This window comes from Sphingomonas sp. (assembly GCF_039594485.1).
Classification (GTDB): Bacteria; Pseudomonadota; Alphaproteobacteria; order Sphingomonadales; family Sphingomonadaceae; genus Sphingomonas.
Genome location: NZ_JBCNNI010000015.1, coordinates 38,443 through 54,906, shown reverse-complemented (window position 1 = coordinate 54,906; position 16,464 = coordinate 38,443). Strand labels below are relative to the sequence as shown.

Sequence of the window (16,464 nt, the reverse complement as noted above, 5' to 3'; positions counted from 1 at the left end):
GCGTCACTTCGGCAGGTCCTGGGCACTGCCGGTCACGGTGAACTGGGTCCACTGACCCGCGCCGTCACCCGGCTGGCCGCCGCCGATATAGAGCTTGTACGTGCCCGGCAGGATGCGGCGGGTGCCGTCGCGCCACACCTGGCTCATCATGCGCGGATCGATGGTGAAGCGCGCCGTTCCCGCCTGGCCGGGCTTGAGCGGCACACGCGTAAAGCCGACCAACTGGCGTTGCAGCACGGGGTCGGTCAGGACCAGCTTTTCATCGGTCGCGGGCGGGACCAGATAGGCCTGCGTGACCTCCTCGCCGCTGCGCTGGCCGATATTGCGCAACTGCACCGCGACCTCGACCGGCTGGCCCGCCGCGACGCTGGCCGTCACGGTCGGCTGGCCATAATCGAACTTGGTGTAGCTGAGCCCATGGCCGAAGCCCCAGGCGGGCTTGCCGGTGAAGTAGCGATAGGTGCGCTCCTTCATGCCGTAATCGGCAAAGGCAGGCAGATCGGCGGTCGACTGGTAGATGGTTACCGGCAGGCGGCCCGACGGGTTCACGTCACCGGCCAGGATCTCGGCCAGCGCGGTGCCGCCCTCGGCGCCGGGATAGAAGGCCGCCAGCGTCGCGGCGGGCTTGATATCACCCAGCGATACCGCCGAGCCCGAGACGACGACCGCGACCACCGGCTTGCCGGTCGCCTGGAGCGCGGCGAGCAGCTTGCGCTGCATCTCGGGCAATACGATGTCGGTGCGGTCGCCCCCTGCGAAGCCGGGGACGGATACGCCCAGCGCCTCGCCCTCCAGATCGGGTGACAGGCCGACCACCGCGACCAGCACATCGGCGGTCCCGGCGACCTTCAACGCCTCGGCGGTCAGCGCCTCGGCGGGGGGCAGCCATTGCAGGCGGAAGCCTTCGTCACCGCCCTTGTGGTCGATCTCCACGCGGATGCGGCGCGAGGCACTGCCGTCGATCGTGGTTTCCAGCGTCTTGCCGCCGATCACGTCGTCGATGACGAGCTGGTCGTCGATGTACAGCTTCACCGCGTCATGCGCGGGGCAGGCGTGCCAGCAGGCCGGGCCGTCGAGCCGCAGGCGATACTGGCCAGGCCCCGGCGGGGTCAGTGTGCCGGTCCAGCGGCGCTGGAAGGGTGCGGTCTTGGTATAGTTGAAGTCGATGCGGCGGTCCTGACCGGCGGCGCTCCATTGGCCGTTCGCGCCCATCGTCTCGACGGCCAGGCCGGTCTTGCCGTTCGCCGACAGCGCGGTTTCGGGCACGTTCACGAATGCTCCTTCGGCCAGCACCGATCCCTGCGCATAGCGGATATCGCGGCCGAACTTGGCGCGGATACCCTCCAGCGGCGTAACCGGATTGATCGCGGTACCGTGGTAATTGCCCTCCAGCACGCCCAGGTCATCGGCATTGGCGCCGAATACGGCCAGCGTCTTGCCCTTGAGCGGCAGCAGGTCGCCCGGATTGTCGAGCAGGATGATGCCCTTGCGCGCGGTCTCCAGCGCCAATGCGCGATTGGCGGCGGTGCCGAGCTGGCTCGGCTTGATCCGGTTCCAGGGGCTGTCGACCGTCAGCATCCGGCGGACCGCCAGCGCACGGGCCAGCGCGGTGTCGATCTCGCCCTCCGTGATCAGGCCGCGCGTCACCGCCTGCGGAAGCGAGAGATAGGCCTTGCCGCAGTTCAGGTCGGTGCCCGCGCGCAACGCCGCCGCGGCTGCCGCGGGCGCGTCGGGCTCGGCGTGGTGGAACATCCAGATATTGCCGACCGCGTCGCAGTCCGACACGACCAACCCGTTAAAGCCCCAGTCGGTCCGCAACCGCTGGGTCAGCAGCATCGGACTGGCGCAGACCGGCGTGCCATGGATCGCGTTGTAGGCGCACATCAGCGAAAGCGCCTTGCCCTCCGTCACGGTGGCGCGGAAGGCGGGGAGGTAGGTCGCCTCCAGATCGCGCGGGGACACCATCACGTCGAAGCTGTCGCGCCCACCCTCGGGGCCCGAATGGACCGCCATATGCTTGACGGTGGCGATGACCTTCGGGTGCTTCAGGTCGGGGCCTTGCAGACCGCGCACGAAGGCGATGCCGATGCGGCTGGTGAGATAGGGGTCTTCGCCATAGGTTTCCTGGCCCCGGCCCCAGCGCGGATCGCGGAAGATGTTGATGTTGGGCGACCAGATGGTCAGGCCCTGATACAGGCCGCGATCGGCGTTCAGCGGCTGGCTGTTGAACTTGGCGCGTGCCTCGGTGGCGACGACATCGCCGACCTTCTGGATCAGTGCGGGATCCCAGGTCGCGGCCATGCCCATCGCCTGCGGAAAGACAGTCGACGGCCCGTTGCGCGCGATGCCATGCAGCCCCTCGCTCCACCAGTCATAGGCGGGCAGGTCGAGCGCGGGCTCGGCCGGGGCCTCGTTGACGAGCTGCGCGGCCTTCTGCGCGATGGTCAGCTTCTGCGCGGCGTCGGGCAGAGCAGGGGCGGCGGCCTGACCGGCGGCGGCGAGGAGGAGGAAGGGGATCACTGGGCGTCCTTCGGACCGAGGGTGTAGATTTTGAGCTCGCGCGCCAGGGTGGCGGCGTCCGCGTCGCTCTGGATGGTGAGCGTGATGCTCTCGCCGGGCAACAGGTCGAAGCCATCGTCGGACGGCTCGGCGGCGGTGGTGCCGAAATTGACCTGGACCTGCCGCGCGAGGTTGCGCGCGGCCAGCGTCAGTTGCTTGCCCGCCCAGCGCGCGGTGATGCCGGGAGCCGGATAAGCCATGTCGCGCGGCACTTTCCGCTCGACGATCTGGCGGGCGATCACGTGCTCGCCGTCGAACAGCTCGGCCACCGCATAGCTGCTCTCGGGCGCGGCACCGGCGAAGAGCGCGGTGTCGGGGATCATCGCGACATCGCTCGCCGAGGCGGCGGCCATGGTCACGCTGCCCGACTGCGAACCCAGCTTGCGGCCGTCCATGGCGTAGCCGGTGACGCGCCAGCCGAGCGGCTTCGGCTTCGTGGCGTCGGATACCAGCGCGATCCGCGTCGCGCCGGGCTTCGTCTCCGCCACGATGGTCTGGGGTGCGAAAAAGCGTCGCGCCTCGTGCTGGAGCATCTTGTCATGGCCCGTCCAGTCGATGCTCGACCAGCTGATCGCGGGCCAGCTATCGTTGAGCTGCCAGTAGAGCGACCCCAAAGTCACCGGGCGGCAGGCGCGGTGGTGCCGTGCGGCCAACCCGATGGCGCGGGCCTGCATCGCCTGGGACAGATAGACCAGATCGGCGAAGTCGCGCGGCTCGCGATAATATTGCTTCAGGTAGAAGGTGATGCGGTCATTGCCTTCGCCGCTGAGGAACTTCTGGTGCGCCTTCATCACCGGGCTGTCGATGCGGAAGTCCGCCGGATCGGCAAAGGTCGCGATGGTCGACAGGTCGGGAAAGGCCTGGAAGCCATATTCGGACATGAAGCGCGGGCAGCTATCCGTATAGCGCTCGATCGGCTTGGAGCCCGACCATACGTCCCAGAAATGGCGGTCGCCATTCTTGTCGGTATCCGTCGGCGCCTCATAATCGGTCGAGGGGGAACCCGGCCAATAGGGGGTGCCCGGCGAATTCTTCGTCACCGCCTCGCGCAGCACGCGGTCGAACAGCACCGCCATGCCGGTGCCGATCCGTTCCTGCTCGTCGGGCCCGACCGCCTTCTTGAACGCCTTGCGATCCGACCAGTTTTCCCAGCCCGACAGCACCTCGTTATTGCCTGCCCAGATGACGAGCGAGGGGTGCGATTGCAGCCGCGCGACCTGTTCCTCGGCCTCGATGCGGACATTCTCGCGGAACTTCGCATCGGGCGGCGTCACGGCACCGCCGAACATGAAGTCCTGCCAGACCATCAGGCCCAACTCGTCCGCCGCGTCGTAGAAGCTGTGTTCGGGATAATAACCGCCGCCCCAGACGCGGACCATGTTCATGTTGGCCTTTGCCGCCTTTTCCAGCATCTGCCGCTCGGTCGCGGCGGCGACGCGGGCGGGGAAGGCGTCGAAGGGGATGACGTTGCTGCCCTTGGCGAAAATGATGTTGCCGTTGATCTTCAGCCCGAAGCTGCCGTCCTTGCGCACCAGTTCGACGGTGCGCAGGCCGGCGCGCTTCTGGACGCTGTCCACCCCCGCCAGTGTCGCCGCGACGGTGTAGAGCGGATGCGCGCCATGGCCGATCGGCTGCCAGCGCTGCGGCCTGGTGATCGAGACGGGGACGACCACGTCATTCTCGCCGGCTTGCAGCGCCACGTCGCGCCTGACGCGGATTCGGCGGCCATCGGGGCCGGTGACGGTCACATCCACTCGGCCGGTCTGCACGCGGTCGGCGATCACGGAAGCGCGGGCGAGGATGCGCGCCTCGGCATCGGTCAGCGCTTCCAGCTCGATGCGCAGATTGTCGATGCGCGCGGCGTCCCATGCCTCCAGCCGGGCCGGGCGCCAGATACCGATGTCGACGATGCGCGGCGCCCAGTCCCAGCCATATTGGTATTTGGGTTTGCGGATATAGGGCGAGGTCTGAACGCCCTTGGGCTCGTCGCCATAGGAGGAGTCATATTCGCCGGGCAGCGGATTCTTCTCGGCCAGCACCATCGGCTGGAGCGTCTTGATCGGCGAGGTGAAGGTGACGACCACCTCGTTCGCCCCGGCCTTGAGCAAGGGCTTGGCGTCGGCGCGCCAGCGGCGATGCGCATTGTCGGCGGACAATAGCGCCTGCCCGTTCACCGTCACCGTCGCGAAGGTGTCGAGCCCGTCGAACACCAGGTCGAGATGATCGCGGCGCAGCATCTCCGGCGTGACGTCCAACGTCGTGCGATATTGCCATCCGGTCAGCCCCGCCCATTGGATCGCCGCCTCATTCGCACCCTTATAGGGGTCGGGCACGATCTTCGCGGCGATCAGGTCCTGCTGCACGCTGCCCGGCACGGAGGCGGTCAGCCAGGTCGCCGCCTGCGGATGCGTGCGCGCGGCCTCGGCATCCCTGGGGTCGATCCGCACCTGCCAGCGATCGAGCGTCGCCACCGTCTTGGGCGCGGCGAAGACGGGAACCGGCAAGGCGAGCGCGGCCAGGATCAGGCCGAGGCGATGTTTCATGACGATGTTCCCGATGGCTGCGCCGTCGCGGACGCCGGGAACGGCGCGGCGCGGCAAATGGAAGGATACCGAAACCCGGTCGGAATGGGGGCGGGACGCGCGCCGGGGCCGGGAGGAAAGTCCCTTGCTGTCAGGCCGTTCTGCGCCATGTGCGATCCCCCCGATACCGGCTGGCAGGTTGTGCGCCGGTATTCTCATGATATGTTTTGGTATCATGCATGGGTGGAGGGTAGGCGTCCACCCCCTTCTTGCGGTTCCGGCGCCGGTGGCGGCGCTGCAACCGATTGGGGCGTCATGCGCGAGGCCGCGGCCCCGCGCGAAAGGCAATCGGCTTCAGCTTTGGGCCGACAGGCGGGTATCGATCAGGTCGAGTTCGCGCCCCAGCCGCTGGGCCGTTTCTGATCCGATCGCGCGGGCATTGAGCAGTTCGAACACCACGCGCCGCTCGGCCCGGATCGCGGCCAGCCGCATCCTGCGCTCGATCTCCTCCAGGCGACGGGCATCGGGATCGTCATCGCCCTCCAGCGTGTCGATCCGGCTGCGATAGCCGTCCATCAGGCGGGACGCGATCTCGACATATTGGTCGGCATCCTCGCGCCCTTCGGCCATCTCATGCTGGAATCGTTCCAGCTCGGCGATGGCCGCCTTGGCGGCGGCGACGCGGGTGCGATCCAGCTCGCTGATCCCGTCCTCGCTGGGCAGGGCGAGTCCGCGCAGCAGCAGCGGCAAAGTCAGGCTGGCGATGATCAGCGTCGACAGGATGACGCCACAGGCCAGGAAGATCACCAGATCGCGTGCCGGGAAAGGCGTGCCGTCGGTCAGCGTCAGCGGCAGGGTCAGCGCGCCCGCCAGGGTGATCGCACCGCGTGCCCCCGCCACCGACATGGCGGTGATCACCCGGCGCGGCGCGCTCGCCCGGTCGGGCGCATGGCGCTGGCGAAACAGGGTCAGGCGCAACGCGACCCAGGTCCAGGCGAAGCGCAATGCCGCCAGCCCGGCGACGATCGCCAGCACATATAGCCCCAGCCACCAGACCGAGGCGTGACCAGTCAGCATCACCGTGTCGCGCGCGCCCGCGAACACCTGTGGAAGCTGTTCGCCCAGCAGCACGAAGATGATACCGTTCAGCGTGAATTGCAGCATGTCCCACACCGCCTGTCGCCGGATGCGGGTCGCGGCCTTGGCCCCCGAGGAGACGTTGGTGAACGACATGGCGATGCCCGCCGCCGCCGCCGCCAGCACGCCGGAGCTTTCGACATGTTCGGCGACCAGATAGGCGGCAAAGGGGATCAGCAGGCTGACCAGGATGTTCGATCCGCTATCGTCGCCGAAGCGGCGGGCGAACAGCCCCTTGGCGCTGATCGTGCCCCATGCGATCGCGACGCCCAGCCCGACTCCCGAAATCGCCATCCAGGCAAAGGTCAGACCGGCCCCGGCGAGCGAGAAGGTGCCGGTCAGCGCGGCCGCCACCGCAAAGCGCAGGCAGACCAGACCCGAGGCGTCGTTGAGCAGCGATTCGCCCTCCAGGATGTGCATCATCCGTTTGGGGATCGGCGCCTTTTGCGCGATCGCCGACACCGCGATCGGGTCGGTCGGCGAGACGACCGCGGCGAGTGCGAAGGCGACCGCATAGGGCATGGCGGGGATCATCCAGTGGATGAACAGTCCCATGCCCAGGACCGTGAGGAACACGAGCCCCAGCGCCAGCCCCAGGATCGCGCTCGCGTCACGGAACAACTCGTCCTTCGGAATGCGCCAGCCGTCGAGGAACAGCAGAGGCGGCACGAAGAGCAGGAAGAAGATTTCCGGGTCCAACTCGACCCGGATCTGTGCGATCCCGCCGATCACCGCCCCTAGCGCGATCTGGACCAGGGGGCGTGGCAAGGCCGAGGGCAGCATGCGCGAGACGATGCCGCTCAACACCACGGCGAGGAGGAGGAAAAGGCTGAGCGTGATGACGTCCAATCGGGGACCTTTCGGGTTCAGCGGTTGGAGTGGCCATGGCGACCGACGGACGGCATGACCGGCAGATGAGCGAGACGAAGACGAATCGCGCGAACCCGATGAATGACATGCGGGGCAAGGATGGTTCAACCCGTTAAACGGGGTTTTGCGGGATCAAGCGGGGCGGATCCGCAATTCCCTTCCGGTACGTCCTGGCCGATACGTCCTCGTCGATACGGGGCGGATGGCGCTACGCGGCGATCTTCATATCCCGCGGGATCGGCGCGAGGGCGGCCAGGAACTGCTCGGCGCTGGCTCGCCACGAAAAGCCCTGGCCATAGGTCGCGCAGGTTTCGCGATCGAGCATCAGCGCATCCGTGATCGCCGTGTCGAGCGCCGCGTTCATCACGCCGACTTCGGGCGAGAGCACGTCGATGGGCCCCTGCACGGGATAGGCGGCGACCGGCGTGCCGCAGGCGAGCGCCTCGATCATCACCAGTCCGAAGGTATCGGTCCGGCTGGGAAAGACGAAGACATCGGCGGAGCGATAGATCGCGGCCAGATCCTCCCCGAACTTCGCGCCCAGGAAATGGACCTCTGGATAGTGTTCGGCCAGGGCGGCTCGCGCCGGACCGTCGCCGACCACGACCTTGGTGCCCGCCGTGCGGGTCGCCAGGAAGGCGGCGATGTTCTTCTCCACCGCGACTCGTCCCGCATAGAGTTGGACCGGGCCGGGCAGGCCGGAGAGGAAGGCGTCGCGTGGCCCCTCGGCGCGGAACAGCCCGGTATCGACGCCGCGCCCCCAATGGCGGCTTTGTGGCAGACCATGCGCGGCCAGCGTTGCCGCCACGCTGGGCGTCGACGCCAGGATCGCGGCGGACGGCGCATGGAACCAGCGGACATAGCGCCAGACGAATTCCGGGCTGACCGCCTTGATCCGGGCGGCGACATATTCGGGGAACTGGGTGTGATAGGCGGTGGTGAACGGCAATCCCCGCGTCAGGCACCAGCGCCGCGCAAGCAGGCCCAGCGGCCCTTCGGTCGCGATGTGGACGGCGTCCGGCAGGAATGCGCCGAGCGTCCGGCCGACCACCCCCGGCGCCGGCAGCGCCAGCCGGATTTCGGGATAGGTGGGGCATGGGATCGAGGCATAGCGATCGGGCGAAACGATGCACAGGTCATGCCCCATCGCTCGCAACTCGGTCGCGACCGATTGCAGGGTGCGGACCACGCCGTTGACCTGCGGCGACCAGGCGTCGGTCACGATCGCGATGCGCATGCGGTGTGGCCCTTCCCGTCGTCAGGCGGCGATGGCGTCGATGGCGGGCCGTTGACGGCGCGCCTCCATCTCATCGCCCCAGTGCAGGATTTCCATCGTGCCGTCGAAATGCTCGACCAGCGCGGTGCAGCCCTCCACCCAGTCGCCGTCATTATAATAGGTGACGCCGCCGATGTCGCGGATTTCCGCTGTGTGGATATGGCCGCACACCACCCCGTCGACGCCGCGCGCGCCCGCCGCATGGGCGACGACTTCCTCGAAATGCGAGATGAAGGCGACGGCGTTCTTGACCTTGGCCTTGGCATGCTTGGACAGCGACCAATAGGGCCGCTTCATCCACCGCCGGACGATATTGACCCAGCGATTGACCTCCATCAGCGCGGTATAGGCGAAGTCGCCGACATGGGCGAGCCAGCGATGCGCCAGCGTGATCGCGTCGAACTCGTCGCCATGCAGGATCAGCAGGCGGCGGCCGTCCGCCGTCTCATGGATCGCCTTGCGGCAGATGGCGATGCCGCCAAAGTCCATGCCGGTGAACTGGCGGAAGATCTCGTCGTGATTGCCGGGGATATAGACGACGCGCGTGCCGCGTCGGGCGCGCTTCAGGAGGCGCCACACCACGTCGTTGTGCGCGGCGGGCCAGTAGAATTTCTTCTTCAGCCGCCAGCCGTCGATCATGTCGCCGACCAGATACATGGTCTCGCTGTCGACATGATCCAGAAAGTCGATCAGCATTTCCGCATTGCAGCCGCGCGTGCCGAGATGGACGTCGGAAATCCAGATGGTGCGATAGCGGCGGCGCTCAATGCCTTCGGGTTCGGGGATGACGGGGGCTCGCGGTACGAAGTCCAGGATCGCGGCGTCCTCGTGCAGCGAGCCATCGATCGGAATGCTGGTCATCGGCATCGGCGTTCCCCACGCTTGGCGTTGGGCATATCATGCCTGTCATCTGTGACGTCCGCGTCGCAGATCGGTGACAGGCTTGCAGCAATTTGATGACGGGTCGAAGTCATCCGGCATGACAGATGCACTGATCTTGTGCCGGGACGAATGCTGCCAGGAAAGGCGTGGCGGGACGCCGGACAAGAGGCGGGTCACCCCTGTAAAAGATAATCGGACGGTCGCCGGCCGCTTCGTTGCAGGGGCGGGGAGGAGCGGCCCCTGGGCCGTTTGGTGCCTGGATGTCGCGGATCGGAACGCATCCCATCGACGCGTCTTTTCGTGGAAAACCAAATTGTAACAAATGTAACATTGGTCTTGTTTCGATGAAATCGAAGCCTCTTCATCATGGGACCATCCCGTGTCTGTCGGGCTGGCGCATCATCGATATTGTTGCTTAAATGGCGGGGTTCTGGTCTGCTCTTGGTGGAGGGGGCGGTCTGTTGGAGGCGGGGCCCGGGGACAGGCTCGCATAAGGGGATGATGATGACCGCGACGGCGCAGGGGCGCGATGGACGGGCGCTTCTGGAAATCTGTGTCGACGATGCGGACGGTGTGGCGGCGGCGGTATCGGCCGGGGCGGATCGGATCGAATTGTGCGGGGCGCTGGCGCTCGGCGGCTTGACCCCATCGGCGGCGTTGGTGGCCGAGGCCGTGCGCTCGGGCATTCCCGTGCATGCAATGGTGCGGCCGCGTGACGGCGATTTCCGATACCAGGCCCGCGATATCGCGCTCGCAACCGACGAAATTCGCCGGATGGTCGCGATGGGCGTGGCCGGTGTCGTGGTCGGCGCGATGGCCGACGAGCGCATGCTGGACGCGGCGGTGCTCGCGACATGGCGAGAAGCCGCGGCGGGAGTCGCGATCGTGCTTCACCGCGCCATCGATCTGGTGGCCGATCCGGTCGAGGCGGTCCGTTTGGCGGTTTCGCTGGGCTATGACCACATCCTGACCTCTGGTGGGGCGAGCACCGCCGAGCAGGGGGCTTCGATGATTGCCGATATGGTCGCGGCAGCGGACGGGCGGCTTGCGATCATCGCGGGCTCGGGCGTGTCGGCCGCCAATGCGGCGGCGCTGATCGCGCGGACTGGTGTGGATGCGGTGCACGCATCGGCGAGTGTTCGCGAGGATTGGGGGGATTCGCGCATCTCGACGATGGGGTTCGCGACCGGGCCCAGGCGCCGGACCAGCGCGCAGAGGATTGCAGAGATTCGTCAAGTCATAGAGAGGATATAAAATCCAATGTATGCCAAATATAATACCTATTGCCCCATTGGGTACGCTGCGATAAGCCTTTCTGCGAAGCGGGGCGTGGCATGAGCGGCGCCCAGGCAAAGGGGGATGGCACGTCCATGACATTCTCGGCGCAGGTCGGCTCCTTCCGAAAGGGAAATCCCGCGCCTCTGTATCTTCAGCTACAGCAACTGCTGCGTGATGCGATCACGGGCAATGTGCTGGCCGAGGATGATGCGATCCCCGCCGAACGTGATCTGGCGATCGAATATGACGTGTCGCGGATCACGGTGCGCAAGGCGATTGGCGGGCTGGTCGAAGAGGGGCTGCTGACCCGCAGGCGGGGTGCGGGCACCTTTGTCGCGGGGCGTGTCGAGAAGAGCTTTTCCAAACTTTCCTCCTTCTCCGAGGACATGATCGCGCGTGGTCGCACGCCGAGCAGCCAGTGGGTCAGTCGCGCCCCCGGCACCGTGACGCCCGAGGAGGCGCTGTCGCTGGGGCTGTCGCCCGGCGCGCCGGTCTATCGGTTCCAACGCGTGCGCTTTGCCGACGAGGTGCCGATGGCGATCGAGGTTTCGACCATCGCCGGTTTCGCGCTTCCCTCGGTCGAGGCGGTGGACCGGTCGCTCTATGCCGCGCTGGAGCGGGCGGGCAACCGGCCGGTGCGCGCGCTGCAACGGCTGCGCGCCGTTCCGTTCGGGGCGGACCATGCCAAGATGCTGAACGTCGATCCGGGCCATGCCGGCCTGTTGATCGAGCGGCGCGGATTTCTACGCGATGGACGGGCGGTGGAATATACCCAGTCCTTCTATCGCGGCGATGCCTATGATTTCGTCGCGGAGTTAACGGATGTCTGAAGTGATGACTGCCGGTCGTGCGGGTGCCGGCACCCTGATGGGAGCGGAAGCGGGGGAGGCGCCGGAGGCGATCGCCCGGCTGCTGGCGCGTAATGCGCCGACCGTCAGGGCGCTGGCCGAGCGGCTGCGTGCCGTCCCGCCGCCGGTGATCATCACCATCGCCCGTGGGTCGTCGGATCATGCCGCGACCTATGGCAAATATATCCTGGAGACCAAGACCGGCATCCCGGTGTCGTCGGCCGCCCCGTCGGTCGCGTCGATCTTCGAGACGCCGATGAAGGTGAAGGGCGCGCTGGTCATCGCCATTTCGCAGTCGGGGCGCAGCCCGGACCTGCTGGCGACGGTCGAGGCGTACCGGGCGGGCGGCGCGCATATCGTCGCGCTGGTCAATGACGAGGAATCGCCGCTGGCAACCGGCGCCGATACCTTCCTGCCGCTGTCGGCGGGGCCGGAAAAGGCCGTCGCCGCCACCAAGTCCTGCCTGACCGCGCTTGCCGGTCTGGCGCAGCTCGCCGCCGCCTGGGCGGGGGACGAGGCGTTGGAGTCGGCGCTGACCGGCCTGCCCGATCAGGTGGCGCAGGCGCTGTCGCTCGACTGGTCCCCGGCGGTCGAGGGACTGCGCGACCTCAGCCAGATGTTCGTGCTGGGCCGCGGTTATGGCTACGGCGTCGCGCAGGAAGCCGCGCTCAAGCTCAAGGAAACCTGTTCGATCCAGGCCGAGCCGTTCAGCGCCGCCGAAGTACGCCACGGCCCGATGCGCATCGTCGAGCCCGGCTATTCGGTGCTGGGCTTCGCCACCTCGGACGTGGCGGGCGAGGATGTGAAGGCGGTCGCCGACCAGTTCGAGGCGCGCGGCGCCAGGCCGTTCGTCGCGGGACAGGGCGGGGCGCTGCCCATGGTCGCCGGGCATCCCGCGCTTGAGCCGATCGCGATGCTCGCCAGCTTCTACCGCATGGTCGAGGCGCTGGCGCTCGCCCGTGGCATGGACCCTGACTCGCCGCCGCATCTTCAGAAAGTGACCCGCACGCTATGACCCGTTTCCGTTTCGTCAACGGCCATGTCGCGACCTCGACCGGGGTTCTGCCGGGTGCGGAGATCGTGGTGCAGGGCGATCGGATCGCTTCGATCGGCGCGGTCGAGGGTTCGGGGGAGACCATCGACCTGAACGGCGGCTGGGTGGTCCCCGGCTATATCGACACGCAGGTCAATGGCGGTGGCGGCGTGTTGTTCAACGACCGTCTGGACGTGGACGGCATCGCGACCATGGCGGCGGCCCATGCCGTTTATGGCACCACCGCGATGTTGCCGACCCTGGTCAGCGAGACGCCGGACAAGATCGCCCGCGCACTCGACGCGATCGACGAGGCGATCGAGGCGAATGTGCCCGGCATCGTCGGCATCCATGTCGAGGGGCCGGTACTCAACCCGGCGCGCAAGGGCATTCACGATCCGGCGCGCTTCCGCGATCTGGATGACGAGATGGTCGCCGTCCTGACCCGTCCGCGTCGCGGCAAGGTCATGCTGACCATCGCGCCCGAACGCGTGCCGGTGGCGACGATCCGGCGGCTTGTCGAGGCGGGTGTGCTGGTGAGCGCCGGGCATAGCGAAGCAAGCTATGAGCAGGCGATGGCGGCGTTCGACGTGGGTCTGGTCGGCATCACCCATTTGTTCAACGCGATGCCCGCCATGCAGCAGCGCGTGCCCGGCCTGGCGGGGGCGACGCTGGATGACGCGCGGCCCTGGTCGGGGCTGATCATCGACGGTTTCCATGTCGCGGCGCCGATGCTGCGCCTGGCCCTCAAGGCGCGGCCGTTCGACCGGCTGATGCTGGTCACCGATGCGATGTCGTCGGTGGGCGCAGTGGAGAAGGATTTCGTTCTCCACGGCCGCCATATCGATGTGTCGGGTGGCAAGTGCACCTATGCCGATGGCACGCTGGCGGGCTCCGACCTCGATATGGGCTCGGCGGTCGCCAACGCGGTCGAGCAGTTGCGCATTACCGTCGACCGGGCTGCTGCCATGGCGGCGACGAACCCGGCGGCGTTCCTGGGCCTGAGCCACGAGCGCGGCGCGCTGGGCGTGGGCCTGCGCGCCGACTGGGTGGTGCTGGACGCCGCGCTGAAGCCCGTCGAAACCCGCATCGCGACGGCCGAGCCGGTCGCGGCATGACGGTTGCCCGGCGCGATCTGCTGCTGGGCGGTGCGGTGGTCGGGCTGGCGGGTGCTGCTGCGCCCATGCCGGTCTTCGCGGCGGAACGTCGTCCGGCGGACGGGGCGGGGGCGCTGCCCATGCCCGCGCCGACCGATCGGCTTCCCGCCGCGCTGCCGGTGCAGGACGTCGCCCGGGTGCTGATGGATCGCGGCTGGCTGTTCCATGAGGGGGATGTCGAACCCGCCGCGCTCGACACCCACAATGCGACCTATCTGTCGGTCAAGGCGGGCAATGCGCGCGGCGCAGCGGCGGTCGGTTATGACGATAGTGACTGGCAGAGCGTCGACCTGCCGCATGACTGGGCATCCTTCCAGCCTTTCGTGAAGACCGCCAATGTCGCGCAAGGCTATCGCCCGCGCGGGATCGGCTGGTATCGGCGCAGCTTCCGGCTGGACCCCGCCCTGTGCGGACGGCGGATCGAATTGGAGTTCGGCGGGATCGCGACCTACGCGACCGTCTGGGTCAATGGCAGCGTCGTTTCGCACAATTTCTCCGGCTACAACGCCGTTCGTATCGATCTGACCCCGTTCGCCCGCTTCGGGGACGAGGCGAATGTGGTCGCGGTCCGCGTCGATGCCGATGCGATGGAGGGCTGGTGGTATGAGGGCGCGGGGCTCTACCGCCATGTCTGGCTGGGCGATTATGCCCCCGTGTCGATCGCGACCGACGGCATCCACTGCGATCCGCGCAAGGGCGAGGGCGGCTGGCATGTCCCGATCACCGCAACCCTGACCAGCATCGCGTCCACCGACAGCAGCGTGACGGTCGAAGCCCGGCTGCTCGACGGCGGGGGCAAGGTGGTGGCACAGGGCCAGGCGGCGGCGACCGTGCCGGCGCTGGACGAAGGCACGGCCTCGCTCGACCTGGCCGTGGCCGATCCGATGCTCTGGTCGGTCGAGCGGCCGACACTGTATAGCGTGCAGGTCCGGTTGCTTCGCGCGGGGCTGGTGGTGGATGAACGCCGTGTGCCGATCGGCTTTCGCACCCTGCGCTTTGATGCGGCCCAGGGTTTTTTCCTCAACGACCGGCCCGTCAAGCTGAAGGGTGTCTGCCTGCATCAGGATCATGCGGGCGTGGGCACGGCCCTTCCCGACGCGCTGATCGGCTGGCGGCTGGAGCGGCTGAAGGCGATGGGCTGCAACGCCGTGCGATCCAGCCACAATGCGCCGACGCCCGAACTGCTCGACTGGTGCGATCGGCTGGGCCTGCTGGTCATGAACGAGAACCGGCAGTTCAATCCCGCGCCGGAATATCGTGTGCAGCTCGAATGGCTGGTCCGGCGCGACCGTAATCACCCGTCGGTCATCCTGTGGTCGGTCTTCAACGAGGAACCGATGCAGGGCACCCCTTCGGGCGTGGAGATGGTCAAGCGCATGGCGCATTGGGTGCGTGCGCTGGACGACAGCCGCCCGGTGACCGCCGCGATGAACGGCGCGTTCTTCGATCCGGTCAATGTCGCGCAGGTCGTCGATGTGACCGGGTTCAACTATTATCAGGGCGATTACGACCGCTATCACCAGCTGAACCCGGCCAAGCCGATGACCAGTTCGGAGGATACCAGCGCTTTCATGACGCGCGGGGCGTTCCACACCGATCCGGCCCGGCACATCGCGTCGAGCTATGATGTCGAGGCGGCAAGCTGGGGCGATACGCATCGCGGCGCCTGGAAGAAGATCGCCGAGCGCCCCTTTGTGGCGGGCGGCTTCGTCTGGACCGGCTTCGACTATCATGGCGAGCCTACGCCCTATGAATGGCCGACCATCGCCAGCTTCTTCGGCATCATGGACCTGTGCGGCTTTCCCAAGACCGCCTTCGACATCCACCGCGCCGCCTGGGTCGATGACCAGCCGGTGGTGGCGATCGCGCCGCACTGGAGCTGGCCGGGCCGCGAGGGGCAGCCGACCAAGGTCATGGTCCTGTCCAATGCCGAGCGCGTCGTCCTTCGCCTGAACGGCAAGACGGTGGGCGAGGCGGTGGTCGACCGGCTGATGGGCAATGAATGGACCATACCCTATGCACCCGGCCGGATCGAGGCGATTGCCTATCGTGGGGGCCGCGAGGTCGCGCGTGCTGCACATGAGACGGTCGGCGCGGCCGTCGCGCTGCGCCTGACGCCCGCGCGCACCGTGATGGCGGGCGATAGCGAGGATGCGCAGGCGATCACCATCGATGCCGTCGATGCGCAGGGGCGTCATGTCCCGACCGCCAATCTGATGACCCGCTTCACGATCGAGGGGGGCGAGATCATCGGCGTCGGCAATGGCGATCCCAATTGCCACGAGTCCGAAAAGGGTGGCCAGCGCTCGCTGTTCAACGGCCTTGCCCAGATGATCGTGCGGCCGGACACGGGGCGCGGGCGGATCACCATCCGCGCCACCGCCGATGGCCTGAAGCCCGCGACGCTGCGCCTCGACCGTCTTGGCGTGACCCCGCGCCCGCAGGTGCCGGTGATGGCGGGGGACATGGACGTGCGCGACTGGCGCCGTTCACCCCGGCTCGATGCCCGGCCCGAACCCGATCTGGCACCTGCCGCCAGCGACAATAACGGCTGGGCCTTTGTCCGGGCGGGGACCGCGACCCCGGCAGAGGCGCCGGGCTGGCGCGTCTATCGCAGCGTCGTGACCCCGCGCCGGGCGGTGGCATCTCGTGGCGGTGAGCTGAGCTTCGCGTCGGTGGGCGGCATGGCCAGCCTGTGGATCGATGGCCGCTTGGTGGCCGAGAAGCGCGATCCCAGGCCCGCCCCGATGACAGCGACCCTGCCGGCCGAAGGCGCGGCGCGGACGATCGTGCTGATCGTGGCGGGCATGGGCAATATCGAAAGCGGCCTGTTGGGCCGGGTGACGATCCGCCCGCGCTGACGCGGCGGGTCGGGTCATCCTCATGAGAGGAAAAGCAGCTT

General features: G+C 67.5%; 10 protein-coding genes. 5 read left to right on the top strand and 5 right to left on the bottom strand.

Features of this window, described 5'->3' with window-relative positions; translation table 11 throughout:
• Positions 1–3: 3 nt before the first annotated feature.
• The 5 genes from ABDV78_RS09540 to ABDV78_RS09520 form a co-directional block, all read right to left on the bottom strand.
• A complete protein-coding gene (locus tag ABDV78_RS09540) occupies positions 4–2,520 on the bottom strand; it encodes a glycoside hydrolase family 3 N-terminal domain-containing protein (protein WP_343527157.1) in 2,517 nt (838 codons plus the stop codon).
• Positions 2,517–5,102: a glycoside hydrolase family 2 protein gene (locus ABDV78_RS09535; protein WP_343527156.1), complete on the bottom strand. Its 2,586-nt coding sequence runs from the start codon at positions 5,100–5,102 to the stop codon at positions 2,517–2,519. Before ABDV78_RS09535 ends, ABDV78_RS09540 begins: the two co-directional genes overlap by 4 nt.
• Positions 5,103–5,435: 333 nt before the next feature.
• Positions 5,436–7,067 carry a Na+/H+ antiporter gene (locus tag ABDV78_RS09530; protein ID WP_343527155.1) on the bottom strand — a complete coding sequence of 544 codons (1,632 nt, stop codon included), beginning with the start codon at positions 7,065–7,067 and terminating at the stop codon, positions 5,436–5,438.
• Positions 7,068–7,296: 229 nt separating this feature from the next.
• A complete protein-coding gene (locus tag ABDV78_RS09525) occupies positions 7,297–8,325 on the bottom strand; it encodes a glycosyltransferase family 1 protein (RefSeq protein ID WP_343527154.1) in 1,029 nt (342 codons plus the stop codon).
• 21 nt (positions 8,326–8,346) lie between these two features.
• Positions 8,347–9,231 carry a UDP-2,3-diacylglucosamine diphosphatase gene (locus ABDV78_RS09520; protein WP_343527153.1) on the bottom strand — a complete coding sequence of 295 codons (885 nt, stop codon included), beginning with the start codon at positions 9,229–9,231 and terminating at the stop codon, positions 8,347–8,349.
• 513 nt (positions 9,232–9,744) lie between these two features.
• Here ABDV78_RS09520 and ABDV78_RS09515 point away from each other — a divergent pair.
• From ABDV78_RS09515 to galA, 5 genes are all read left to right on the top strand, one after another.
• Entirely contained in the window at positions 9,745–10,500 is a 756-nt protein-coding gene (locus tag ABDV78_RS09515) for a copper homeostasis protein CutC (RefSeq protein ID WP_343527152.1), read from the top strand.
• 116 nt (positions 10,501–10,616) lie between these two features.
• Positions 10,617–11,354, top strand: coding sequence for a GntR family transcriptional regulator (locus ABDV78_RS09510; RefSeq protein ID WP_343527191.1), 738 nt, complete (start codon positions 10,617–10,619; stop codon positions 11,352–11,354).
• Entirely contained in the window at positions 11,347–12,387 is a 1,041-nt protein-coding gene (locus tag ABDV78_RS09505; protein ID WP_343527151.1) for an SIS domain-containing protein, read from the top strand. Before ABDV78_RS09510 ends, ABDV78_RS09505 begins: the two co-directional genes overlap by 8 nt.
• Positions 12,384–13,523, top strand: a complete 1,140-nt coding sequence (gene nagA / locus ABDV78_RS09500; RefSeq protein ID WP_343527150.1) for an N-acetylglucosamine-6-phosphate deacetylase — start codon at positions 12,384–12,386, stop codon at positions 13,521–13,523. Before ABDV78_RS09505 ends, nagA begins: the two co-directional genes overlap by 4 nt.
• Complete coding sequence (gene galA / locus ABDV78_RS09495; RefSeq protein ID WP_343527149.1) at positions 13,520–16,423, top strand: beta-galactosidase GalA; 2,904 nt, start codon at positions 13,520–13,522, stop codon at positions 16,421–16,423. The genes nagA and galA overlap by 4 nt, the downstream gene beginning before the upstream one ends.
• Positions 16,424–16,464: the final 41 nt, after the last annotated feature.

Excerpts from the sequence above, each read along its gene's own strand:
- ABDV78_RS09510 (WP_343527191.1), top strand. The coding sequence starts at position 10,617 with ATGACATTCTCGGCGCAGGTCGGCTCCTTCCGAAAGGGAAATCCCGCG.
- ABDV78_RS09505 (WP_343527151.1), top strand. The coding sequence starts at position 11,347 with ATGTCTGAAGTGATGACTGCCGGTCGTGCGGGTGCCGGCACCCTGATG.
- ABDV78_RS09525 (WP_343527154.1), bottom strand. The coding sequence starts at position 8,325 with ATGCGCATCGCGATCGTGACCGACGCCTGGTCGCCGCAGGTCAACGGC.
- galA (WP_343527149.1), top strand. The coding sequence starts at position 13,520 with ATGACGGTTGCCCGGCGCGATCTGCTGCTGGGCGGTGCGGTGGTCGGG.
- ABDV78_RS09535 (WP_343527156.1), bottom strand. The coding sequence starts at position 5,102 with ATGAAACATCGCCTCGGCCTGATCCTGGCCGCGCTCGCCTTGCCGGTT.
- nagA (WP_343527150.1), top strand. The coding sequence starts at position 12,384 with ATGACCCGTTTCCGTTTCGTCAACGGCCATGTCGCGACCTCGACCGGG.
- ABDV78_RS09515 (WP_343527152.1), top strand. The coding sequence starts at position 9,745 with ATGATGATGACCGCGACGGCGCAGGGGCGCGATGGACGGGCGCTTCTG.
- ABDV78_RS09520 (WP_343527153.1), bottom strand. The coding sequence starts at position 9,231 with ATGCCGATGACCAGCATTCCGATCGATGGCTCGCTGCACGAGGACGCC.